Annotated in this window: 23 protein-coding genes; 6 read left to right on the top strand and 17 right to left on the bottom strand. The window is 52.1% G+C overall.

Features of this window, described 5'->3' with window-relative positions:
• Positions 1 to 4 precede the first annotated feature (4 nt).
• The 9 genes from ACQ4WS_RS09110 to ACQ4WS_RS09070 form a co-directional block, all read right to left on the bottom strand.
• Positions 5 to 1,243 (bottom strand): glycosyltransferase family 4 protein, encoded by a 1,239-nt coding sequence (locus ACQ4WS_RS09110; protein WP_436475542.1) that lies wholly within the window; start codon positions 1,241 to 1,243, stop codon positions 5 to 7.
• A 23-nt stretch (positions 1,244 to 1,266) separates the two neighbouring features.
• The gene (wecB, locus tag ACQ4WS_RS09105) at positions 1,267 to 2,397 is read right to left on the bottom strand and encodes a non-hydrolyzing UDP-N-acetylglucosamine 2-epimerase (protein WP_436475540.1); all 1,131 of its coding nucleotides are present in this window, start codon (positions 2,395 to 2,397) and stop codon (positions 1,267 to 1,269) included.
• Positions 2,398 to 2,400: 3 nt separating this feature from the next.
• Entirely contained in the window at positions 2,401 to 3,528 is a 1,128-nt protein-coding gene (gene wbjC, locus ACQ4WS_RS09100; RefSeq protein ID WP_436475538.1) for a UDP-2-acetamido-2,6-beta-L-arabino-hexul-4-ose reductase, read from the bottom strand.
• Positions 3,509 to 4,543 (bottom strand): polysaccharide biosynthesis protein, encoded by a 1,035-nt coding sequence (locus ACQ4WS_RS09095; RefSeq protein ID WP_436475536.1) that lies wholly within the window; start codon positions 4,541 to 4,543, stop codon positions 3,509 to 3,511. The genes wbjC and ACQ4WS_RS09095 overlap by 20 nt, the downstream gene beginning before the upstream one ends.
• Positions 4,544 to 4,576: 33 nt before the next feature.
• Positions 4,577 to 5,773, bottom strand: coding sequence for a hypothetical protein (locus ACQ4WS_RS09090; RefSeq protein WP_436475534.1), 1,197 nt, complete (start codon positions 5,771 to 5,773; stop codon positions 4,577 to 4,579).
• Positions 5,766 to 6,758 (bottom strand): glycosyltransferase family 2 protein, encoded by a 993-nt coding sequence (locus tag ACQ4WS_RS09085; RefSeq protein ID WP_436475532.1) that lies wholly within the window; start codon positions 6,756 to 6,758, stop codon positions 5,766 to 5,768. The genes ACQ4WS_RS09090 and ACQ4WS_RS09085 overlap by 8 nt, the downstream gene beginning before the upstream one ends.
• A 15-nt stretch (positions 6,759 to 6,773) precedes the next feature.
• Positions 6,774 to 8,003, bottom strand: a complete 1,230-nt coding sequence (locus tag ACQ4WS_RS09080; protein ID WP_436475530.1) for an oligosaccharide flippase family protein — start codon at positions 8,001 to 8,003, stop codon at positions 6,774 to 6,776.
• Between the two features lie 81 nt (positions 8,004 to 8,084).
• The gene (locus ACQ4WS_RS09075; protein ID WP_436475528.1) at positions 8,085 to 10,286 is read right to left on the bottom strand and encodes a beta-glucosidase family protein; all 2,202 of its coding nucleotides are present in this window, start codon (positions 10,284 to 10,286) and stop codon (positions 8,085 to 8,087) included.
• 718 nt (positions 10,287 to 11,004) lie between these two features.
• Positions 11,005 to 12,558, bottom strand: coding sequence for a DEAD/DEAH box helicase (locus ACQ4WS_RS09070; protein WP_436475526.1), 1,554 nt, complete (start codon positions 12,556 to 12,558; stop codon positions 11,005 to 11,007).
• Positions 12,559 to 12,728: 170 nt separating this feature from the next.
• Here ACQ4WS_RS09070 and ACQ4WS_RS09065 point away from each other — a divergent pair, with 170 nt between their 5' ends.
• Positions 12,729 to 13,151: an oxidoreductase-like domain-containing protein gene (locus tag ACQ4WS_RS09065; protein WP_436475524.1), complete on the top strand. Its 423-nt coding sequence runs from the start codon at positions 12,729 to 12,731 to the stop codon at positions 13,149 to 13,151.
• 10 nt (positions 13,152 to 13,161) lie between these two features.
• On the opposite strand, the gene ACQ4WS_RS09060 is transcribed toward ACQ4WS_RS09065, so the two are convergent.
• Complete coding sequence (locus ACQ4WS_RS09060; RefSeq protein ID WP_436475523.1) at positions 13,162 to 13,371, bottom strand: hypothetical protein; 210 nt, start codon at positions 13,369 to 13,371, stop codon at positions 13,162 to 13,164.
• Positions 13,368 to 13,538: a hypothetical protein gene (locus ACQ4WS_RS09055; RefSeq protein WP_436475521.1), complete on the bottom strand. Its 171-nt coding sequence runs from the start codon at positions 13,536 to 13,538 to the stop codon at positions 13,368 to 13,370. Before ACQ4WS_RS09055 ends, ACQ4WS_RS09060 begins: the two co-directional genes overlap by 4 nt.
• 539 nt (positions 13,539 to 14,077) lie before the next feature.
• Here ACQ4WS_RS09055 and ACQ4WS_RS09050 point away from each other — a divergent pair.
• Entirely contained in the window at positions 14,078 to 14,797 is a 720-nt protein-coding gene (locus tag ACQ4WS_RS09050; RefSeq protein ID WP_035828139.1) for a Crp/Fnr family transcriptional regulator, read from the top strand.
• Positions 14,798 to 14,845: 48 nt separating this feature from the next.
• On the opposite strand, the gene ACQ4WS_RS09045 is transcribed toward ACQ4WS_RS09050, so the two are convergent.
• Complete coding sequence (locus ACQ4WS_RS09045; protein ID WP_436475519.1) at positions 14,846 to 15,274, bottom strand: GFA family protein; 429 nt, start codon at positions 15,272 to 15,274, stop codon at positions 14,846 to 14,848.
• Between the two features lie 121 nt (positions 15,275 to 15,395).
• Between ACQ4WS_RS09045 and ACQ4WS_RS09040 the strand changes: the two genes are divergently transcribed.
• A complete protein-coding gene (locus ACQ4WS_RS09040; protein ID WP_436475517.1) occupies positions 15,396 to 15,887 on the top strand; it encodes a DUF4265 domain-containing protein in 492 nt (163 codons plus the stop codon).
• A 168-nt stretch (positions 15,888 to 16,055) separates the two neighbouring features.
• Complete coding sequence (locus tag ACQ4WS_RS09035; RefSeq protein WP_436475515.1) at positions 16,056 to 16,376, top strand: hypothetical protein; 321 nt, start codon at positions 16,056 to 16,058, stop codon at positions 16,374 to 16,376.
• Here ACQ4WS_RS09035 and ACQ4WS_RS09030 read toward each other — a convergent pair.
• Positions 16,367 to 17,092 carry a pyridoxine 5'-phosphate synthase gene (locus ACQ4WS_RS09030; RefSeq protein ID WP_436475513.1) on the bottom strand — a complete coding sequence of 242 codons (726 nt, stop codon included), beginning with the start codon at positions 17,090 to 17,092 and terminating at the stop codon, positions 16,367 to 16,369. The genes ACQ4WS_RS09035 and ACQ4WS_RS09030 overlap by 10 nt on opposite strands.
• A 129-nt stretch (positions 17,093 to 17,221) precedes the next feature.
• Here ACQ4WS_RS09030 and ACQ4WS_RS09025 point away from each other — a divergent pair, with 129 nt between their 5' ends.
• A complete protein-coding gene (locus ACQ4WS_RS09025) occupies positions 17,222 to 17,935 on the top strand; it encodes a YjjG family noncanonical pyrimidine nucleotidase (RefSeq protein ID WP_436475511.1) in 714 nt (237 codons plus the stop codon).
• 97 nt (positions 17,936 to 18,032) lie between these two features.
• Positions 18,033 to 18,509, top strand: a complete 477-nt coding sequence (locus tag ACQ4WS_RS09020) for a DUF2726 domain-containing protein (protein ID WP_436475510.1) — start codon at positions 18,033 to 18,035, stop codon at positions 18,507 to 18,509.
• Between the two features lie 16 nt (positions 18,510 to 18,525).
• Here ACQ4WS_RS09020 and ACQ4WS_RS09015 read toward each other — a convergent pair whose 3' ends face one another.
• The 4 genes from ACQ4WS_RS09015 to ACQ4WS_RS09000 all read right to left on the bottom strand — a co-directional run bounded on the left by ACQ4WS_RS09015 (position 18,526) and on the right by ACQ4WS_RS09000 (position 20,990).
• Positions 18,526 to 18,861, bottom strand: a complete 336-nt coding sequence (locus tag ACQ4WS_RS09015; protein ID WP_436475508.1) for an FKBP-type peptidyl-prolyl cis-trans isomerase — start codon at positions 18,859 to 18,861, stop codon at positions 18,526 to 18,528.
• A 221-nt stretch (positions 18,862 to 19,082) separates the two neighbouring features.
• Positions 19,083 to 19,523: a type II toxin-antitoxin system YafO family toxin gene (locus tag ACQ4WS_RS09010; RefSeq protein ID WP_436475506.1), complete on the bottom strand. Its 441-nt coding sequence runs from the start codon at positions 19,521 to 19,523 to the stop codon at positions 19,083 to 19,085.
• A gap of 113 nt (positions 19,524 to 19,636) precedes the next feature.
• Complete coding sequence (locus tag ACQ4WS_RS09005; protein ID WP_436475505.1) at positions 19,637 to 19,831, bottom strand: hypothetical protein; 195 nt, start codon at positions 19,829 to 19,831, stop codon at positions 19,637 to 19,639.
• A 274-nt stretch (positions 19,832 to 20,105) separates the two neighbouring features.
• A complete protein-coding gene (locus ACQ4WS_RS09000; protein ID WP_436475504.1) occupies positions 20,106 to 20,990 on the bottom strand; it encodes a tyrosine-type recombinase/integrase in 885 nt (294 codons plus the stop codon).
• Positions 20,991 to 21,030 lie beyond the last annotated feature (40 nt).

The raw sequence follows: 21,030 nt of genomic DNA, 5'->3' as shown, positions 1-21,030 counted from the left end.
TGAATCAGTACTTTCCCGCATTTTTTTTTGAAAACAAAACATGCTCAAAAACCTTGACAAATGCGGCGACACCCACACTCAAGGAAAGCTTGTTCTTATAGAACTGGACAGCCCTGTGTCCCATCGCCTCGCGCTCGGACAACGGTAACTGGGCTAATTGCAACACGCCTTGCGCAATCGACTCCGGGTTCTCCGGTATCGCCACGACGCCAGCATCAGCTTCACGCAGCAAATCAGCTGCGTCACCTCGCACCGCCATGATAATTGGCCGTCCTACAGCAAAATACGCTTGCGTCTTGGATGGAATGGTGATGGAGAACAAGGGATCATCCTTCAGGTGGACGAGCAAGGCATCTGCACGAGCCAATACCTCTCCAACCTCGCTCATCGGCATACGGGGCACAAAACGCAAATTTTGCAAGTTGTGCTTCGCGCATAACGCCTTCAGGTTTTCCACCTCAACCCCGCCACCAACCAGTACAAATTGTACGCTGCTATTTTCCGCCGCCACCAGCTGCGCAGCAGCGATGACCGCCTCCAGCGCCTGTGCTTTTCCCATATTTCCAGCAAACACCACATTAAAGCGGTCGTTCATAAACGACAGATCCCCAGCTCCGCCCACCGGCGCTTGCAGCCCAGTCTCGTCACACCAATTATAAATAAGCGACATCTTCTTGTCGGGTACCCCACGCTCGGCCAACAGGCTCCGAAAACCTGGTGACAATACAACGATATGGCTGGCTCGGCGATAAATCCAATTACATACGGCTCCCGCGACACCCAATATACGGGGATTGCCAATCATACCTGTCGCCTTTAGAGTATCCGGCCACAGGTCCTGAATATCATAGACAAAAGGCGTACGCCGGAACCAACCGATCAAGGCACCAGCGACACCAACTGTCATTGGTGGATGATAAACGTAGATGACTTCGGCCTTGCGCGCCATGAAAATCCCGTACAAGCTGGACGACAAAGCAAAACTAAAATAATTCAACAGACGCTTCAAGGCAGAGCTATCGTGGCTAGCATAAAGCGGTACGCGTGCTATTCGCACGCCGCCAATGATTTCGCGATGGCACCACGCCTGACGATAACCGGCATATATTTTTCCCTCAGGATAATTGGGAAAACCGGTAACTACCTCGACCTCATGTCCGAGTTCCTGCAATTTCTGGGCAAACAGCAGCCCCTTGAAAGTTGGTTCAGGATCGAACCACTGGGTTAACAAAAGAATACGCAAGGGGTTCCTTTTCGTGAGCGGGCTTACGCCTTTTTCCACACTACGCGATTAACATAGTCGGTATAGCTATGGATAATACGCAGCACCTTTTCCGACACGTTTGGCATGCTGTAATCGGCAATTTGGCGCAAGTTGCGCTGCGCGCCACGGGATTGCGTTTCGAGAATCGCCAATGCCTGTAAGATGCGCTCGCCATCCAGACCAGTCATCATCACAGACGCTTCTTCCATGCCTTCGGGACGCTCATGCGCCTCACGAATATTCAGCGCGGGAAAGTTCAGGATGGAAGACTCTTCGGTAATCGTGCCGCTATCGGACAACACGGCACGCGCCCGTGCTTGCAGATGTACATAGTCCTTGAATCCCAGCGGCTTGAGCAAGCGCACCAGCGGATGAAAAACGAAACCCTTGGCATCAATGCGCTTTTGCGTCCGCGGATGCGTCGACACAATGACGGGCAACTGATAGGTTTCCGCCACCAGATTCAATGCATGCATCAGCTTGAGAAAATTGATATCCGAATCGATATTTTCCTCACGATGCGCACTTACCACGAAATACTGCCCCTCTTCCAGGTCGAGGCGTACCAGCGCATTCGAAGCGTCGATGCCTGGCAAATAATGATGCAAGACTTCAAACATCGGGCTACCAGTCTTGATAATACGATCAGGCGGCAAACCTTCGCGCAACAGATACTCGCGAGCAATATCGCTATAGGTCATGTTGATATCGGCAGTATGGTCGACAATCTTGCGATTCGTTTCTTCAGGCACCCGTTGATCGAAACAGCGATTACCCGCCTCCATATGGAAAATTGGTATCTTACGACGCTTGGCAGGAATTGCCGAAAGGCAACTGTTCGTATCTCCTAAAATCAACACGGCATCAGGCCGCTCCTGCTCCAGCACCGCATCGACCGCAATGATGACTTTTCCAATGGTTTCCGCCGCGTTGCTTCCTGCAGCATTCAAAAAATGATCGGGCTTGCGTACTTCCAGGTCCTGGAAAAAAATCTCATTCAGCTCGTAATCATAATTCTGTCCGGTGTGGGCGATCACATGATCGCAATGCCGATCCAACACGGCCATGACACGCGACAGGCGAATAATTTCCGGACGCGTGCCAACCACTGTCATTACTTTTAATTTTTTCATCTCTTAAACCTCGTACGTAATTGTGTCTGGATGCGCCCGGTCAAATATCTCATTCGCCCACAACATCACAATCATTTCTTCCTCACCGATGTTAGTAATGTCGTGCGACCATCCAGGAATGGTTTCCACAACTTGCGGGGTCTCACCATCCGTGAGCAGCGTATAGGTTTCGCCAGTATCAATCTGGCGGAATCCAAACCGGGCACGTCCTTTTATGACAAGAAACTTCTCTGTTTTAGTATGATGATAATGTCCACCGCGGGTAATCCCGGGATGCGCTGTGAAATAGGAAAACTGGCCAGCATCGCGGGTTTTAAGCATTTCGACAAATACGCCACGCGGATCCGCATGGCGGGCCAAAGGATATGCAAACTGATCCGGGCTGAAATAGCTGATATAAGTGGAATACAAGGCACGTATCAGGCCTGTCCCAACAGCCTCGATGACCATGGATGTGCGGCTGTCGCGGAACGCCTGCAACTGTTGAGCAAGTGCACCAACTGTAATTGCATAGACAGGCGCGACCTCTCGCTCGCCAGCCACTGGTTTTGTATCTAGCGCGCACAAAAAGTCAGTAATCACATCATCAACATACACCAGCTGCAACGGCGCGGCCGGGTCATTGATCTGAATCGGCAAACCGTGCGCAATATTGTACGAAAACGTCGCTACGGCAGAATTGTAATTGGGCCGGCACCATTTACCGAACACGTTGGGCAAACGGTATATATAGGTTGGCGCCATGCCCTCGGACGACAGGGACCGTAACGCATCTTCCGCGCTACGCTTGCTGACGCCATACGGGTTTTCGCGGCTTGCCTGGGAAGACGATGCGTACAACACAGGGACACCCCGCCCATCTGCGCGCACAATTTCGCAAAGGCGCTGCGTCAGGTCGGTATTTCCCTCGACAAACTCCGCTTCATTCTGTGGCCGATTTACGCCAGCCAGATGAAAAATGAAATCAGCCTCGGCCACCTTCTCGGCCAGAGAGGACAGCCGTTCCCCACGTACGAAAGTAAGGATATCAATATTGCCGCGCTCGCGTAAACGAATCAACAAATTCTTGCCGATAAAGCCATTTGCGCCAGTAACAAGTACTTTCATGGCATTAGCTTTCTGCAACAGCATTTTCGCCGCGGACGATACTCTTGATGAATTCCAGTTTCATCAAGAGTGCCTGCATGCCCTTCACATCAAGGCGGTGCGTATTATGCGAATTATAGTCCTCGGCGGTCGAAATCTTCTGCTCGCCATGCTCGACAAATTTTCCATAATTCAAATCCCGCAAATCAGGGGGAACACGGAAGTAATCTCCACGATCCTCCGCCGCCGCCATTTCTTCACGGCTAAGCAACGTTTCGTAAAGTTTTTCACCATGGCGCGTGCCGATGATATCCACCTGATGGCCGGATTTGTCCAGCAATCCCAGCAATGCTTGTACGAGTGTATCCACTGTGGCAGCCGGCGCCTTTTGCACAAAAATGTCGCCATTGCTACCATGCTCAAAAGCGTACAACACCAGATCAACCGCATCTTCCAGGGTCATCATAAAGCGCGTCATAGCCGGATCAGTAATGGTGAGCGCGGCTCCAGCTCGTATCTGATCGACAAACAAGGGGATGACGGAACCCCGCGACGCCATCACATTACCGTAGCGGGTACCGCAAATGACAGTCTTGGCATCATCCACATTGCGTGACTTGGCTACCATGACTTTTTCCATCATGGCTTTAGAAATACCCATGGCGTTAATCGGATAGGCAGCCTTATCCGTGCTAAGACATACCACACGTCGGACACCGTTCTGAATTGCGGCCTCCAGCAGGTTTTCGGTCCCGATGATATTCGTCTTGACAGCCTCCATCGGGTGGAATTCACACGATGGTACCTGCTTTAATGCAGCAGCATGAAAAATAAAATCAACTCCACGCGTAGCATTGAGCACGCTGGAATAATCGCGCACGTCGCCGATATAGAACTTCAGCTTGGGATGATTATATTTCTTGCGCATGTCATCTTGCTTCTTCTCATCCCGACTGAAGATCCGGATTTCGCCAATAGATGTGTTCAAGAAACGTTTCAATACAGCATTTCCAAATGAACCTGTGCCGCCGGTAATCAACAAAACTTTATCTTTAAACATAATATTTTCTTTATAAATAATTTACATGACACATCATATACGACCGCGCATACGCGCCACGTATATTACCGACACCCATAAAATAATCGCAATCACTGGCTGGAAAAAATTCCCACTTGCAAAAAGCATATTTAGCATGGACATGAGGAAAATTAGTACGCTCACTTTCCGATCTATGCCTGCACTCACCAACGTACCAAAGTAATAAATTGCTTTATAAACCAGCGTGATGAAGTAGATCAACAAGGCACTAAACAACGGCAATCCTGCGATTGAAATTATATCAAAATACGCATTATGCATCATCGGTAAATCAGGATAACCAAGAGAGCCAGAACCACCAAATACGCCCATACCCCAGAAAAGCCGGTTTAAACCATAAAACTCGAAGACAATTCCAGGCAATTCAACAATACGATCAAAAGCACTTTGCAATAGGGAGACATCGGATTGAACATCCTCACCCGCTGCACCTAGCGAACTCTTAAATCCAACTTCAGCAATATCATATAGTCCAGTGCTCCACAAAACGACTGCGCCAATGATCAGAACAATCAAACCAACCTTAAATAATTGTCTAAAAGAAATCTTCTCAATAATCGCTATGCCCAATGCCGCAATGAAAATATTGGCAATCGCAGCTTTTTGCAGAGAAATAAAACCTCCGGAAACAATTATGGATATCAATAATATTCTCTTCCAACCCTGATAATAAAAATAGCTTGATATTATCGCCATTCCACAGATTACGCCGTATACGGTCAGGCTTCCTGCGAGTGAAGCATAACGTGAAAAACCAGCCCGCTCGCTTGATTCCGCAAACCAATCAATAGGACCAAAAATAAATTGAAAATACAATGACAAGGCACACAATGCCATGAACTGACTAAAGATCATCCAGAACACCTCAATCTTATCGCTCCGGATAACCATTAACGCGCTCAAAAATGCCATAATCAAGCTTGAGAATCGAAAAATACCAAGCGCAGCACCGCCATAATCATCATTATAAATAACGGACAATAACAATACATAAAAAAACACACAGCTAAGCATGACGATGGCAATGACATCGCTCTTTATTAGCTTATAATTCACACAAAACCAAGCACCAGTCGCCACAAAAATAATACCTTGAATTGCAACATATGCGCCATTTACATTTCGTAATAAATGAAGAAAAAATGACCATATGAGCAACGATATTAATAAATTATAGACTTTATTCATACCATCCCGCCCCAACAGCGGCTTCCGTCAGGCGATGTTCACGCGACCCGACTCCGGCAAGATAATTACACAGCAGAACATAACGATATGCTCTCGGAAAATAGAAATTTCTTTTTTTATCTGTTTTTTGTAGAAAATACTCAATGGCACGACAAAGGTATCGATTAAACAAAACTGAAGAAATTGCTCTTACCAAAATAGTCGGAACCTTTTTTCCAGAATAGATCATCTCGATCATACTCAGTTTTCGATGCGAAAACACGATTTCTGGTGCTAAACATGAAAGCATATACATCCCATCACGCGCAGTGCAAAATATTTTCCGCTTATATTTAACAATATCACCATCGTATTCATGATGATCAATACAAAACTCTCCCATCTTGATCTTCAGCCCTGCCTTAAGTACACGCCATGGAAATTCATGATCCTCGCAACCATAACCAATGAAGCGCTCATCATAAGACAACCCTGCTTGCATCAAATCTGATTTTTTCGCCACCATGTTCATTGAAACAAAACTCCACTGGTCCAACTCGCGAAATGGCCGAGATAAAAAAGTAGGATGTTTAGAATCTCGATAACGATAATAATTACTGCCCGTTACCAAGTTCGTCGGGAAGCGAATTTCGCCGCACAATATATCACCTGGATGTTTTAGCACGTCAAGGAAGACATTTTTCAAATAGTCCGCTTGTGGCACACAGTCATCATCAAGAAAAATCAACAAGTCATGACGAGCCTCGCGCATACCAACATTTCTTTTTTGTGCAACAATATTCTCACAATGCAAATGACGGATATTCAGGCATGGATATATTTTCCGAGCGCGAATAATAATTTCTTCAATTTGTCCGCCACTATGACTATCACACACCAGGACTTCAGCTTCTACGTCAAGTGGCATTTGTTCAGCCAAACTGGAAAACATCAGCTCTATCTGCTTCTCACGCTTCCAGTAAGGAATAATTATTGATATATTCATTTTCCTTGCTATTTCCTAGTTTTTATAACTACGTATGCGCAACGCCATACAGATGCCGACGACCAATTCGACCACCAGCAACGTCAAAGCACCGCCTGTTTCTTTAAGATAATATGCCGCCGGCGCCACAATCAGCAGACTGACTGCGGCTCCAGCAAAAATTGATCCCAAATAACCTTTCATATCACCACGAGGAATCATGAACAAGAGTCCCATCACTGAATTTATCAGAATAAAAAGCGGTGCAAAGGCGAGAACTTTTAATGCTGGGATAGCCGCCAAATACTTTACCCCAAATGCCTTTTCAATGATTATTTCCGACATAAAAAACAGAACTAAAGAGAGTACGAACAGCATCAACGCCATCCATTTTAATATCGTTTTCGCTAGAAAACGTGATGCTTCCGGTTGATCAATATATAGCGCGTTCACTTTAGGAAAATATGCTTGCAGAATGGGAGAAAACAACCCGCACACTGCCTGCTTGACAGTATTCGCGACATTCAAATAACCTACCGATTCGGGTCCGGCAACAAATCCAACTACTACCGGTGTCATCAGCGTATACATACTGGTCAATAGTGTCGATGAAAATACCTGGGCGCCTTCGAAAAATGCTTTCCGGATTTCAAAAAAAGAAAATGCCACCCAATAGACCAGACGCCCATAATATATCGTCATGATCGCAAATATTCCGGCCAATAAATTTGGAATGGCTAGCAAGAGCATCGCCATATTGATGTCCGACTCACCATTTACCACAAAATAAAATGATATCAATACGCAGGCACGAGACAGGATGGAAAAAGCGGTAATAGAACCCATCTTCTCAAGTCCCTGAAATAACCAAATTGGGTATATTACTGTGCCAATTACCGCCACGAAATTTATAAATAACAATTCTTTGATTGCACTAAAAGCGTCAAATACCGCAATCAAAATCAGCATCACGAATAATGAAACAATGCTTAATATCGCTTTCGCCCATATAGTACGAAAAAAAACAGCCGAAATAATCTGCTTGTCTTTTCCCGCTATCGAGATGCTTTTAGTTGCACTATAATTAAAGCCGAAGTCGGTCAGCAAAATCAAGAACTGCATTGTCGCCAGCGAGAAACTTAGAATGCCGAATTTTAAAGGGCCCAACGTATGCATCAAAAATGGGAGAACCAAAAGTGGCATCAAATAATTAACGCCCTGATTCCCCATAAGATATACAACATTCAACTTTTGCCGGGAAATCACATCCACTCCCCGTAAAAAAAGGAAACCATTGATCTAATTATTTCTTAAAGTAAAAACCAATCATTAATTCTAGCAGTATATTTACAATGACTTGGTATTGCGTAAAATGTTGCGGGCCCTTGATGAATTTGCGACACGAAACTCGTAACTGCCTTTGGGTATGAACCATTGCCGTTTTAGTGCATCCCATACCTGCAAGCGTTCCCGCGCAATTAATAACTCCACGGTTCGTTGTTGACCGCTGGTCAGATGTACTTTCGCCCACCCTATCAGACGTTGCGGTGGTTCGCCATCGGATGGTATCGATGCATAAATTTGCATGACTTCAGCGCCGCTGCGGCTGCCAGTATTTTTCAAACTAAAGCTGATTTTGACTTCACCATTCTGACTTAACTCAGTTTTCATATCTGTATAATCGAAACTGGTGTATGACAATCCATAACCAAATTCGAACAATGGCTCTATCTTATGATAATCGTACCACCGATACCCCATCATCAGCCCTTCGTTATAGATGACATTCAAATCGCTTGATGAAATTTTTCTCTGGGGTAAATCTTGCTCTGTTTTGGGAAAAGAAATGGGTAACTTTCCCGAGGGATTGACATCACCAAATAAAATATCAGCGATGGACTCCCCGCCACTATCTCCCGGATACCACGCGGCCAGCACCGCAGAAACGGAATTCAGCCATGGCATAGTCACTGCGGTACCATTTTCCAGTACTACTACAGTACGCGGATTCTTTTTGGCCACAGCCTCGATCAAGACGCGTTGATCATAGGATTGATTGGCGGGATCGGTATGCTGATCAGGCAATGCCAGGGAAATCAGATCCCGTCCTTCGCCGCTGAACTGCGAGGCAAAAATAATTGCCACGTCAGCAGTCGCTGCGGCATCCGAGGCTGCGCGGACATCATTGCCATCAAAATAACGCACTTGGGCAAGCCCAGCCTTAGCTTTGATTGCCTCCAATGGCGACGACGCGGAATAGGGGGCACATTCCGAAAACATTTTTTCTGGCAACAAGCAGGCCACTGGATTGCTCACTGAGGCGAAAGGGCCACCAGAGCCGCCTCCTGCCATCACCCCAACAGAAGCGTGGGCACCTATGACGACAATAGATTTGACAGCCTTGCCATCAAGCGGCAAGAGTTTTTTTCCCGCGCCATTTTCGCTTTGGTTTTTTAACAGTACGATGGAAGCGTCAGCAATTTTTTTTGCGACTGCTCGTCCATCGGCGCGGTTTATCACGCCACCAGAAACTGGTGGGGAATCCATAATACCGCCCTGAAACAGAGCTCGCAACTTCCGTGTCACCATGTCATCCAACCGGCCCATGGATACTTGGCCAGTAGCCAGTGCAGACTTCAGCTTCTGGTTAAAGTACGTTGGTTCCCCACCGGCACCCACAGCGTCATCCAGCGAGCCTGGCTGCTCTTCATCCAATCCAGCGTTGGCCGCTCTCACGGCATTACTGATGGCGAAACTCCAGTCAGACTGTACGTACCCCTTGAATCCCCACTCATTCTTTAACACAGAATTCAATAGATAGGAGTTTTCACATGCCTTGATCCCATTAACATAGTTATAAGCACACATGACATTGCCAGGCTGGCCTTCCTTGATCGCTATTTCAAACCCGAGCAGGTATAGTTGCCGCATGGTCCGTTCATCGACTACAGAGTTTGAAGTAAACCGGTTTGTTTCCTGGTTATTCAATGCGAAATGCTTGACCGTAGCGATAACCTTCTGCTGCTGCGTACCCCGAGTGCGCTGCGCCAAAAGATATCCTGCCAGTACAGGATCCTCGCCCAGATATTCGAAAGTACGACCGTTCCTCGGCTCTCGAATCAAATTAATGCCGCCCCCGAGCCCTTCAACGAAGCCCAACGTCCGCAATTCTCGCCCGATCAAAGCACCGTACTCAAATGCCATATCCCGATCCCAACTAGCAGCGAGGGCCAACGTCGACGGCATGACCGTCGCATTCACGTTGGCAACCCTGACACTGGTCGAAGAGTCAGCCATGTTAATATCTGGAATACCAAGACGCTTGATACCAGGAATATATCCCGCTCCGTTCAACGGTGAAGCACCGGGCCCAATCCCGTGAACCAATTGGATTTTTTCGTCCAGCGTCATCTTCTGTACCAGAGCGGAAGCCCGTGCATCGGGACCATTTTCTGCCACGCGCGGCACTTCAGCCCTATTGTTGCCACACCCCATGAGAAAGGTGCCAATAAAAAAGACAGCCGATGAAAAAAAAACCGATGACTGCATTGTTGTTTAACCCTTCTCTATTATTTGTATTGGCAATGCACTTGAGAATTCAATCTCAAACGATACCCCAGATGACCGCATCTCCAACACTCGTTGAGCTCTCGAATTTCCACTAAAAAACAATAGATTCAGACTGGCCATTCATAACAAGTATCGAAGTGGACAATGGAAACGACATGAGAAATATGAGGATGAAAAATCATTGGAAAGCGGCGAAAAAGTTAATAAAAACACATCAAAATTGACGGATTTAGTATTTTATACGAAAATACAAACCGCAACCACAGACGTTTTACATACTTCATTCTTTTTTAATGTTCACTCTTTTTCAATGAACAAGAAAAATATACAAACAACCAACAATGACAATGAAATACTATAATGCAATGAATTAAATTCTAAATAAGTTATCATAAATGAAACTATTTAAATGAAATTCATACTGCACGCATCTTATCACGCAGGATAAACATGATTAGCACATGTAAAAATAAATCTTACAATTAGATATATTTGTTACAAAGTGAAGTCGCACCGATGCAAACAACCCATGCTGAAAATGCATGGGGCCGGGTAACACATAGACAGGAAAGCAACAAATGACTAAAGCGCTCAGGGAAAAATAGCAAAACCGCTCTTTCTTGCCTACGCCAAAATCAAATAAGGACAAGGTGGAGTTCAACGGAATGGCCGCACGGAAATACGGCCCCGAAAGATATCAATTCTTCAGCAGCCCACCCAGCAACGCGGCCACCTTCTGCTTCGGCTTGGCCGCGACAGGCGCCATGCTGGCGGCAGCCGGGGCTGCGGCCTTGGCGGGCTCATACGGCTTCAGGAACCAGGGATCGGCCTTTTCGCGGCGGGCGCCAGGACCAAAGGCGGGACGCGCACCGCGCTCGGCGGAGCGACTGTCGCGGCTGCTGTCCCCAGCATGGCGGCTCTCTGGGGCGCGTGCGGGACGCGCCTCGCCACCTTCGGTACGGCGCGGCGGACGGCGCTCGCTGTCGCTGCTGCGGGCAGGAGCCGGGTTGAAGCCCGTCAATTCACCGCGCTTGATGCTTTGCTTGATGAGTTTCTCGATGTCGGCCAGCAAGCGCTCGTCTTTATCCGAGTAGATCGAAATGGCGTCGCCCGAGGCGCCAGCGCGGCCCGTGCGGCCAATGCGGTGCACATAATCTTCGGCGTTGTACGGCAAGTCGAAGTTGATGACGCAAGGCAAGTCGGAAATATCCAGGCCACGCGCCGCCACATCGGTGGCCACCAGCACGTCGATCTCGCCTTTCTTGAACGATTCCAGCGCCGCCATGCGTTCCTGCTGGCTCTTGTCGCCGTGAATCGCCGTAGCGCTCATGCCTTCCTGCTCCAGCACGCGGGCCAGGCGCGAAGCGCCGATCTTGGTATTGGAGAATATGATGACCTGTTTCAGGTCACGCTGGCGCAGCAAATGGGCCACCACGGCGTGTTTCTGATCTTCCGTCACCTTGTAGACCACTTGCGTGACCTTGTCGGCCGTCTGGTTGCTGCGCGCCACTTCGATCGTCAGCGGATCGTTGAGGAAGGTGGCGGCCAGCTTTTTGATTTCTGGCGAGAACGTGGCCGAGAACATCAGGTTCTGGCGTTGTTTCGGCAGCAAGTTGATGATGCGCTGCAAGTCCGGCAGGAAGCCCATGTCCAGCATGCGGTCCGCTTCATCCATGACCAGCATCTGCACCTGGCTCAGGCTGATGTTTTTTTGCTCGATATGGTCGAGCAAGCGGCCCGGCGTGGCGATGACGATTTCCACCCCGCCACGCAGGATGACGGTTTGCGGCTTCATGTCCATGCCGCCGAAGACGACGGTCGAGCGCAGCGGCGTGTGTTTGGCGTAGGCCTTGACGTTTTCGGCCACCTGCACCGCCAGCTCACGCGTCGGCGTCAGGATCAGCGCGCGCACCGGGTGGCGTGCCGGCGACATGCTGCTGCTGGCATGCGCCATCAGCAACTGGATGATTGGCAGTGAGAAGCCGGCCGTCTTGCCGGTGCCCGTTTGCGCGGCACCCATCACATCGCGACCTTGCAGCACGACGGGAATCGCTTGTTCCTGGATCGGTGTCGGATGGGTGTAGCCTTGATCGGTCAGTGCGCGCTGGATTTCAGGCGCGAGGCCAAAGTCGGCAAAAGTCAGGCTGGGAGCAGCGGATGCGGCAGGTGCTGGTGCAGGTGCGGCGGCGACGGGCGCCGCTTCAGGGGCAATCGCCGGGCTGGGCGTAGGAGTCGATTCGGTTTCAGACATAAATTTTCTGGTGTGCCTCCGCACTGCGGAAGCCATGCTTTCTCAATAAACAACATTTCGGGGCACAGGCAGCTCCGTCTTGCAAGCCATGGATCATTGTTCTTGCGGCACCTCCGTGCTCCGGGACATGCTGTATGGCGTATGCGGGAGCGTCGAAGAGATGTGCTGCGATGGCGGCGGAGATCGCGCCGGCGGAACATCGCGCGCAGAAGATACAATATCAGTGCTGTAAACGATACCCTAATTCACCGCAACTGTACACGGAAACCGTGATTTTTGAGCAAAAATCGTTCCACCAACGGCACGTTGGGATGCCGTATGATGCCAGCTTCGATGCCAGTTCCGATGCCTCCTCCGCCGTCCCTGCCTTCACCATGTCCACCCCGCCTTCCCCCCATGATCCGCAACCACAAGCGCCCAGCAAACCGGGCAATGACGAGTGCTGCCACAGCGGTTGCACCTTTTGCGTACTGGAAATGTACCAGGAAGACTTGGCCTCCTACGAAGAGGCCCTGAGGGCCTGGCAGCAGCGCCAGCAAGCCGCTGCCGCGCCCGCTGCCCCAGGCATCAAGAAGCCGCGCAAGCCCGCTTAACTTCATCCAATCAAAAGCTTTCCCACTCATCCATTGGCGCCGCCACGCGGCGCACCGTGCTGGCCAGTTGACGCGGCGCCGCAGCCGGCGTCACGGCTGCCGGCGCCTTGAAGGTGACGGGCGCCCGCGCCCAGGGTGCGGCGGCGCTGGCGCCCGAGCGCACGCCGCCGGTCGTGTTAATCGACACCAGTTTATCCAGGGCCAGCAACATGTCCGTCATGACCTTGGCCGATGGCCCCACGGCCAGCGCGCGCGATCCGTCGACACGGTATTGATGCGCGCCACGGAAAAGATCGCCGACATGCCCAGCGCCGCCGTCAACAGCAGCACGGCGCCCAACGACAAGATGAGCTTGCTGGTAATTTTCAGATCAACAAACCATTTCATGCATTGCTTTCCAACATTAAACGGGTAAAGGGAACAAGATGACCCACGCGCCGACAAAGGCACGGCGCGGGCAGTGAAGTCAGACTGCACAGTGATGGAGAGCAAGGACAGCAGCGCATCCCGAAACACAAACCAAATTTCCGCAGTGCAATATTTCATCACCGTCGTACTGCAGCGCAGAGTGGTTTGATCAAGACATGCGGCCAAAGTTCGCGGGCAGCGGACAGCGTGGCGGATTTTTTGCCACAGCACGATTGTTTCCGCAGGGAAAATTCAGCAGCAGGCGTAGGAGTCGGATGACACAAGGCAATGTTCCTAGCCTACATAAGCGCGTCGGCTCATCCGATGCCCACCCGCCGCCCCTGGTTCTATAGTGGATACAAGATTCAGCACAACGCTAGCAAGCCAGAAAAGCAGCGCCATCCCACAAAATCAGAAGACGAGGCCCTACCATGTACAAAGCTTATAGCAACCTGACCCCAGCAACGAATAGCCACGCCGCCGCCCAGCACAACTGGCAAGCCGCTCCCGCCACGCCCATGATCAGCATCACGGGCGCGCAACAGAACGAATTGCTGCGCGCCTTGTCGCGCGCCGATCTGGAGCGCCTGTTTTGCCAACTGGAACTGGTCGCTTTGCCTGCCGGCAAGCACCTGTTCGATTGCGGCGGCAAGATTGAATACACGTATTTCCCCACCAACGCCATCGTTTCCCTGCTGTATGTGATGGAAGACGGCGCCACCACCGAGATCGCCGTCATCGGCCGCGAAGGCGTGGCCGGCGTGGTGCTGTATGAAGCCGAGCGCGCCACCTGCACCGCCATCGTGCAAACGGCCGGCTACGGCTACCGCCTGAAAACAGCCTTCCTGCGCGAAGTGTTCAATGAGGGTGGTGCGCTGGCACAATTGTTGATGCGCTATACCAGCGCCATGTTTGCGCAAATGGCGCAGAACGTGGTGGGCGGTCGTCATTGCAGCATCGAACAAAAACTGTGCCGTTGGCTGCTGGACCGCCTTGACCGTTCACTGTCGAACGAGTTGAAGGTAACGCAAGACACCATGGCCAACATGCTGGGCGTGCGCCGCGAAAGCGTCACCGTCACGGCACGCAAGCTGCAGGACGAAGGCTTGATCCAGTACCGCCGCGGCACGGTCGAAGTACTCGACCGCGAAGGCCTGGAAGCGGCCGCCGGCAATTGCTACAAGGCAGCCCGCGCCGGTTTCGAACAGTTCCGCAGCGGCATCAGCGCCCACAACTAACTCATCAGCGCCAAGTCATCCCCGCGAGCACGCTTCGGCGTGCTTTTTTCATTCCGGGGTGTTGACTCCATTGCAAACCGAACGCGCTTCATCAGCAGTAGTGGTGACCAAGCACCAGCGCGGCTTGCCATCTTCAAACGCGTGATATTCAGGCGCAAAGGCCGCCGGGGTGGGGTCATCAAAACTGCCCACCAGCAAGGCCACCGTGGGCCCATCGTCGATGGCGCCGATGGAACTGCCGCAAGCGGCGCAAAAGGCCCGGCTGGAATACTCGGAAGAGCGGTAGGTGGCCGGCGTACCGGCCGCGCCCGTCCAGCGCACCTGATCGCGCGCAAACTCCACCCACGCCACCGTCGGCGCGCCCGTGTGCTGCTGGCAATTTCGGCAGGAACAGCTGTGCGGATTGCTGCCCTCGCCCGTCACTTCGAAGCGCACGGCGCCACATAAACAGCCGCCTGCCCGCACCACATTCTCCATTGCATCTCCTCGTTTGCACCGTTGCGTACCCGGCCAGCTGGCACCTACCCGGTACAATATTGCCATAAACCCCAACCTGGCGCGACCCGCAGCGCATCGCGCCGGCACTATGAAAGAATGAATGGAAGACATCAATTGCGAAGGCTTGCCGCATATCCGCGTACTGGCAGGCGAAAACACCAACGGCCCCGTGTATGAAACACTGCCGGCGCGCCAGATCGACGAGCACGTCTACGAACTGCTGGCCTCGCCCGGCCTGACCCTGAACCTGGCGCGCGGCGACATCGTCAGCATCGCCGACCCACTCGCCCCCGCCAAAGTATTAAAGCGCGGCGGCAACTTCTGCATCCAGATCTACGCCGACGACGTGCCACAAGAAGCAGTGGACCAGCTCGAACGCGACGTGCAAGAGCAGCTGGGTGGCACCCTCGACGGCCAGTACAAGGGCAACCTCAGCTTCAGCGTGCCGGGACACCACGGCATCTACAGCGTCAACGGCCCCTTTGATGCCTTCCGCACAGCGACGGGCGTGGAATGGTACTTCGCCAATATCTACGTCAACCTCGATGACGACGATGATGAAACCTTGCTCAACTGGTGGGTGGATATGTAATCGCCACTCAAGAATCGGACTGCAGCCCGCCCTCGCCACCCGCCAGCGCCCCATGTGGCCGGCACCAGAGGAACTTGCCCGTGGCAGGCTGGTACAGCAAGGGTCCCTCGTCAGAAATGGCCAGCAAGCAAGGCCGGTGTCAGCGCATAGGCGCGCGCCCGGCTGGCCATGAAAGTGAGAAGAGAGAAATGCGGCCACGCGGCCCTCTTGCGCCGGGCGCTCGCCGGAAACAGCGTCAAACTCGGCCAGCCAATCCGGCCCCGATACCGTTGGCTGCAAGCGATGTCCCTCGCGCAGCTGCACGGGGTGTATTTCATCGGGATGGGCCGACACATGACGCGCCCACAACTGCGCCGCGGCATCGGGCGTCAGCGCGTGCACCTGCGCCAGCATCTTTGCCGACACGAAAAAATCGGCATCGAAGAACGGCCAGTCCGGTTCAGGCTGCAGCGGCCGGCTGGCGCCGTCGCCCAAGGCTGCTACGATTGACATATCTCAAGGTAACTGCCCAGCACCTTGTCCATGCCCAGCTCAAGGCATTCAACCACCAGCGCATGGCCGATCGACACTTCCAGGATGCCGGGAATGTCCAGGAAGCGCTCCAGGTTGTGCAGATCGAGGTCGTGCCCTGCATTCACGCCCAGGCCCAGCGCCTGCGCCCGCCGCGCCGCCTGCAGATACGTATCAAACACGGCATCGGCCTGCGCGCCGCCATAACTCTCGGCAAACCGCTGCGTGTACAGCTCAACCCGCGCCGCCCCTACCTCGCGCGCCCATTCCAGCGCCGGGTAATCGGCATCGACAAACAGGCTGACGCGGATGCCAAGGTCGTTCAATTGCGCAATGGCGGGACGCAACAGCGCCGCGTGCTGCGCAATATCCCAACCATGATCGGACGTCAATTGCCCCGGCATATCGGGCACCAGGGTGCATTGCGCCGGGCGCGCGCTTTTCACCACATCCAAAAAATCCGCCGCAGGATACCCCTCCACATTCAGCTCGCGTCCCCGCTGCGCGCACAGCCGCTGCAAAGCGGCAACATCATCGTAGCGTGCATGGCGCTGATCCGGGCGGGGGTGCAAGGTAATGCCGGCGGCGCCCAAGTCGAGAAAGCGCGCGGAAAACGCGAGCAAGTCGGGGAAATTGCGGCCGCGCGAATTGCGCAGCAGGGCGATTTTATTGACGTTGACGGAGAGCTGGGTCATGGGCAGGAAGTGAGTGAAGGTGACGAGTCTGGCAGCGATTGTAGCGGATCACCCGCGCAGGGCACGGCCAACCGAACTCAGCGCTACGTGCTACGATGCAAGACAAGTTCCACGCTCTCAATACTTACCATGACCTACCAGCTATTCCTGTTTGACCTGGACGATACCCTGCTCGATTTCCGGGCATCCGAAAAACGCTCGTTCCTGCACACCATGCACGAACTGGGCTTGCGCGACGGCATCGATGGACTGTTCACCCAGTACCAGGCGATCAACGTCGACCTGTGGAAACGTTTCGAGACGGGTGACGTGAGCAAGGATTTTCTGAAAGTGGAGCGCTTCCGCAAGACGTTTGCACTGAACCGTATCGCCATCGACCCGGAACTGGCCAGCCGTTTGTATCTGGACTCCCTGCCGGACACGGTCGTGCTCATCGATGGCGCCAAGCAAGTGTGCGAAACGCTGTCGCGCATCGGCGAACTGGGCATCATCACCAACGGCGTCGAGTCCATCCAGAACCGCCGCATCGCCGCCTCCGGACTGAGCAACTATATTTCTTTCGTCGCCACCTCCGAAGCGTGCGGCCACGCCAAGCCGGACGTGCGCTTCTTCGAATACGCGGCCAACATGGCGCGCACATTCAGCAAGGATGCGACCGTCATCATCGGCGACCGCCTGGACGCCGACATCCTCGGCGCCAACCGCTATGGCATAGCCAGTTGCTGGTTCAACCCGGACCGCGTGGCCAATGCCTCGGCCGCCATCCCCACCTATGAAGTAGCCCGCCTGCAAGACATCGTGCCGGCACTGGACATGCTGCAAGTCAAGCTGAAACAGGCTTGATCTTCCACAAGCGCGCCGCCTGAAATATGCTGGTAGCGGCACGAAAACACGCCACTACTCGCGTACCATCAGGACTTGACCATCCTGGTGCCAGCCCATGCCTCGCTTCATCGTCCTGCTCGCCATAGCGGCCTTGATCCTGTTCCTTGCCATGCTGGCCACGCGCCAGGCTGCCAAGTCTCGCAGGCAGCTGAGGCTGCACAAAAAAACCGTCATGACGGCGCGCGAGCGGCAGATGTACCACCTGCTGCAGACGGCATTGCCGGAATGCACGGTGCTGGCGCAAGTGGCGTTTTCCGCGCTGGTGACGGCGAAGGGATGGGCAAACAGAAACCGTTTCGACCGCAAGGTAGCCGATTTTGTCGTGTGCAGCCAGCAACTGAACGTCATCGCCGTCGTCGAGCTCGACGACCGCAGCCACGCCGGCCGCGAACGCCACGACAAGGAGCGCGACGCCATGCTCAGGCTGGCCGGCTACGTGACCTTGCGCTATGCAAACTTTCCCACGCAACAAGCGCTGCGCGCGGATGTCGAGCAACTGCTGCTGAAAAAAGCCGGCGTCGTATCTGCCTGACTACACCATCCAGATATCAATCGCGTGTCAGCACTTCCAGCAACTCAATCTCGAAGATCAAATTGGAATTGGGCGGAATCAAGCCCACCTGACGTTCCCCATACGCCAGCGCCGCCGGCACCCACAGCTTGCGCTTGCCACCGACCTGCATGCCAGACAAACCCACAATCCAGCCCTGAATGACCTTGTTATTGCTCAACACGCAGCGAAATGGTTCCCCACGTTGATGCGACGAGTCGAACTCCGTGCCATCTTCCAGCCAGCCACGGTAGTGGGCCGTGATCAGCGCGCCACGCGCCGCCGCCTTGCCGTCCCCCACCACGATATCGTCAATCTTCACTTCCGCCGTCATCTCGTTTCATCCCTCATCAATCGCCATGCCGCGATTGTACGACAGCATGAAAAAAGCCCCGGCAGTCACCCGCCGGGGCTCATTCTATTGCTGCAAATTCTGGTGGGCCTCCCGTGAGTCGAACACGGCACCAACGGATTATGAGACACATGCTCTACGAAATGCAGCCAAGCATCATCTCAAACCTTCACTAATAAAGCTTAAAAAAACATTATTTCATCTTAAGCAATAATCTTACCTGTATCCAAGAATTCTGCGGCCACCTCTGCAAAACCAGACATCACTTCACGATGCTCAGGTGTTTTCATCTCAGCCACCTCATGAGCATCCGGCTCTTCCAAGATAAAGATCAACAGATAGTCCCCCTTGCCGTTCGAAACGTACACGAGCGCCCGATCACTGGTCTTTCGAGTCTTACGCTTGAACTTGACGTTCCATTGCGCCAACTGTGCGATATCGGCAATGGGAACCAAATGAACATGCCTAAGCATATATTTCTTGCCATCTACGTTCGGACGCGCGTAAGCGCCATCCTTACCAAACCATTTGCTACTGTACTCGTCGCCTGCCTTCCAGTGCTCAAACTGCGACAAAAACTCATCAACGTTCAAGCCCTCAGCCAACATTGTTTTTTTCAAAACCTCAGTAATTTGTACGCCCATAGCTTTTCATTATAGTTTTTCACTCAGCCATAGAAAAAGCCGCTGAGATAGCAAGATGCTATTCTACAACGGCTTGGTGGCTTTTCTGTGAATTACCTACAGGCAATAGCCTATCAACGCGAGCGCTTGACTCCTGCGAACAACCTATGAGCAGTCTCAAAAGTAAATTGCTTACTGTTGTGAATACCAGTAAACAGCTCTAAAGCCTTGTCAGAATGATCAACAACGATTCCATCTTGCGCATGAGCGCCGCCCCCACTTTTCAGTGGAAAAGATGAATTCACTGCATGTTTTTTTGAATTTTTCATGATAGGGCCTCACCGTATGGGACCATCTACTTAATCGAATATGATTAATTCTAACATATAGTCCGTATCGCTATACACTATTCCGATGATGCGGCGATTCTTCTGAGGATGATGCGGCGATTCTTCTGAGGATGATGCGGTGACTCTTCAGAGGGTGATCCGATGACTCTTCGGAGGATGATGCGGCGATTCTTCTGAGGACAATGCGGCGACTCTTCTGAGGATGATGCGATCACTCTTCAGAAGATGATCCGGGAACACATCATTCAGCAGGTCATGCCTCAACCGGCGACTGTACAACGCCCAAGCTATAGTTTGAAACCATCAGCATAGGTAAATTGGCAGCATGAACAGCCAAATGACCTGCCGAAAAGTGAGCGTAACGCCTTACCATCTGCGCCGACTGCCAGCCGCCCAACTCCTGCAACACGTGCAATGGCGTACCTCGCTGCACATGCCAACTCGCCCACGTGTGCCGCAAGTCATGCCAGCGAAAATCGTCAATACCACAACGCTTAAGAGCCTTATACCAAGCTGCTGTAGTAGCAGCAACTACTGGCTCACCGTTGTACGCAAAAACTCGTGTCGCATGACGACCACGCTGCAACGTAAGCACGCGCATAGCGTCATCATTAAGGGGCACAACAATGGCCTTGCGGGTCTTACTCTGATCGGGATGTATCCAGGCAACACGCCTATCAAGGTCAATCTGCGACCAGCACAGGCCAATCACATTCCCCTTGCGTAGGCCCGTAGCAAGACTGAAGGTCACCATATGAGCCAAATGCTCAGGCAACTCAAACAATAGCGCAGACGCCTCCCCATGTGTCAGGTAACGCACCCGACGGTCAGGCTCCTTCAGCAGTCTAACCTTCGGAATAGCATCAACCCATTCCCAATCAACACAAGCTCGGATCAAAACTGAGCGTAACAAAGCTAACGTCCTGTTCACAGTACCATTCGTAACACCTGTAGCACGCTTTTTCTTCGTGATCGCATCCACAACAGAACGATTTATATCGTTTAGTTCATAACCAGACAAAAGCGGTTCAAGCCAGCGAAAAATACACTTGTCAGAATGCAAAGAAGCCTTATCAGCCTTCTCAGTTAACCAGCGATCAACTGCATCACACCATGTCTTACCAGACAGCGATTCCAACACCAATCCAGCAACTACCATCTTACGCCTCACAACAATG

This window comes from Janthinobacterium leeuwenhoeki, from assembly GCF_051380795.1.
Classification (GTDB): Bacteria; Pseudomonadota; Gammaproteobacteria; order Burkholderiales; family Burkholderiaceae_D; genus Janthinobacterium.
Note: the sequence above shows the minus strand (reverse complement) of the source record. Positions and strands in the feature narration are given on the sequence as shown.

Coding starts and splice junctions, on each gene's coding strand:
- ACQ4WS_RS09040 (WP_436475517.1), top strand. CDS start 15,396: ATGGAAGACATCAATTGCGAAGGCTTGCCGCATATCCGCGTACTGGCA.
- wecB (WP_436475540.1), bottom strand. CDS start 2,397: ATGAAAAAATTAAAAGTAATGACAGTGGTTGGCACGCGTCCGGAAATT.
- ACQ4WS_RS09015 (WP_436475508.1), bottom strand. CDS start 18,861: ATGACGGCGGAAGTGAAGATTGACGATATCGTGGTGGGGGACGGCAAG.
- wbjC (WP_436475538.1), bottom strand. CDS start 3,528: ATGCTGTTGCAGAAAGCTAATGCCATGAAAGTACTTGTTACTGGCGCA.
- ACQ4WS_RS09045 (WP_436475519.1), bottom strand. CDS start 15,274: ATGGAGAATGTGGTGCGGGCAGGCGGCTGTTTATGTGGCGCCGTGCGC.
- ACQ4WS_RS09020 (WP_436475510.1), top strand. CDS start 18,033: ATGCCTCGCTTCATCGTCCTGCTCGCCATAGCGGCCTTGATCCTGTTC.
- ACQ4WS_RS09065 (WP_436475524.1), top strand. CDS start 12,729: ATGGCGGCGGAGATCGCGCCGGCGGAACATCGCGCGCAGAAGATACAA.
- ACQ4WS_RS09085 (WP_436475532.1), bottom strand. CDS start 6,758: ATGAATATATCAATAATTATTCCTTACTGGAAGCGTGAGAAGCAGATA.
- ACQ4WS_RS09070 (WP_436475526.1), bottom strand. CDS start 12,558: ATGTCTGAAACCGAATCGACTCCTACGCCCAGCCCGGCGATTGCCCCT.
- ACQ4WS_RS09035 (WP_436475515.1), top strand. CDS start 16,056: ATGAAAGTGAGAAGAGAGAAATGCGGCCACGCGGCCCTCTTGCGCCGG.
- ACQ4WS_RS09055 (WP_436475521.1), bottom strand. CDS start 13,538: ATGAAATGGTTTGTTGATCTGAAAATTACCAGCAAGCTCATCTTGTCG.
- ACQ4WS_RS09005 (WP_436475505.1), bottom strand. CDS start 19,831: ATGAAAAATTCAAAAAAACATGCAGTGAATTCATCTTTTCCACTGAAA.
- ACQ4WS_RS09060 (WP_436475523.1), bottom strand. CDS start 13,371: ATGACGGACATGTTGCTGGCCCTGGATAAACTGGTGTCGATTAACACG.
- ACQ4WS_RS09090 (WP_436475534.1), bottom strand. CDS start 5,773: ATGAATAAAGTCTATAATTTATTAATATCGTTGCTCATATGGTCATTT.
- ACQ4WS_RS09050 (WP_035828139.1), top strand. CDS start 14,078: ATGATCAGCATCACGGGCGCGCAACAGAACGAATTGCTGCGCGCCTTG.
- ACQ4WS_RS09010 (WP_436475506.1), bottom strand. CDS start 19,523: ATGGGCGTACAAATTACTGAGGTTTTGAAAAAAACAATGTTGGCTGAG.
- ACQ4WS_RS09095 (WP_436475536.1), bottom strand. CDS start 4,543: ATGTTTAAAGATAAAGTTTTGTTGATTACCGGCGGCACAGGTTCATTT.
- ACQ4WS_RS09030 (WP_436475513.1), bottom strand. CDS start 17,092: ATGACCCAGCTCTCCGTCAACGTCAATAAAATCGCCCTGCTGCGCAAT.
- ACQ4WS_RS09025 (WP_436475511.1), top strand. CDS start 17,222: ATGACCTACCAGCTATTCCTGTTTGACCTGGACGATACCCTGCTCGAT.
- ACQ4WS_RS09075 (WP_436475528.1), bottom strand. CDS start 10,286: ATGCAGTCATCGGTTTTTTTTTCATCGGCTGTCTTTTTTATTGGCACC.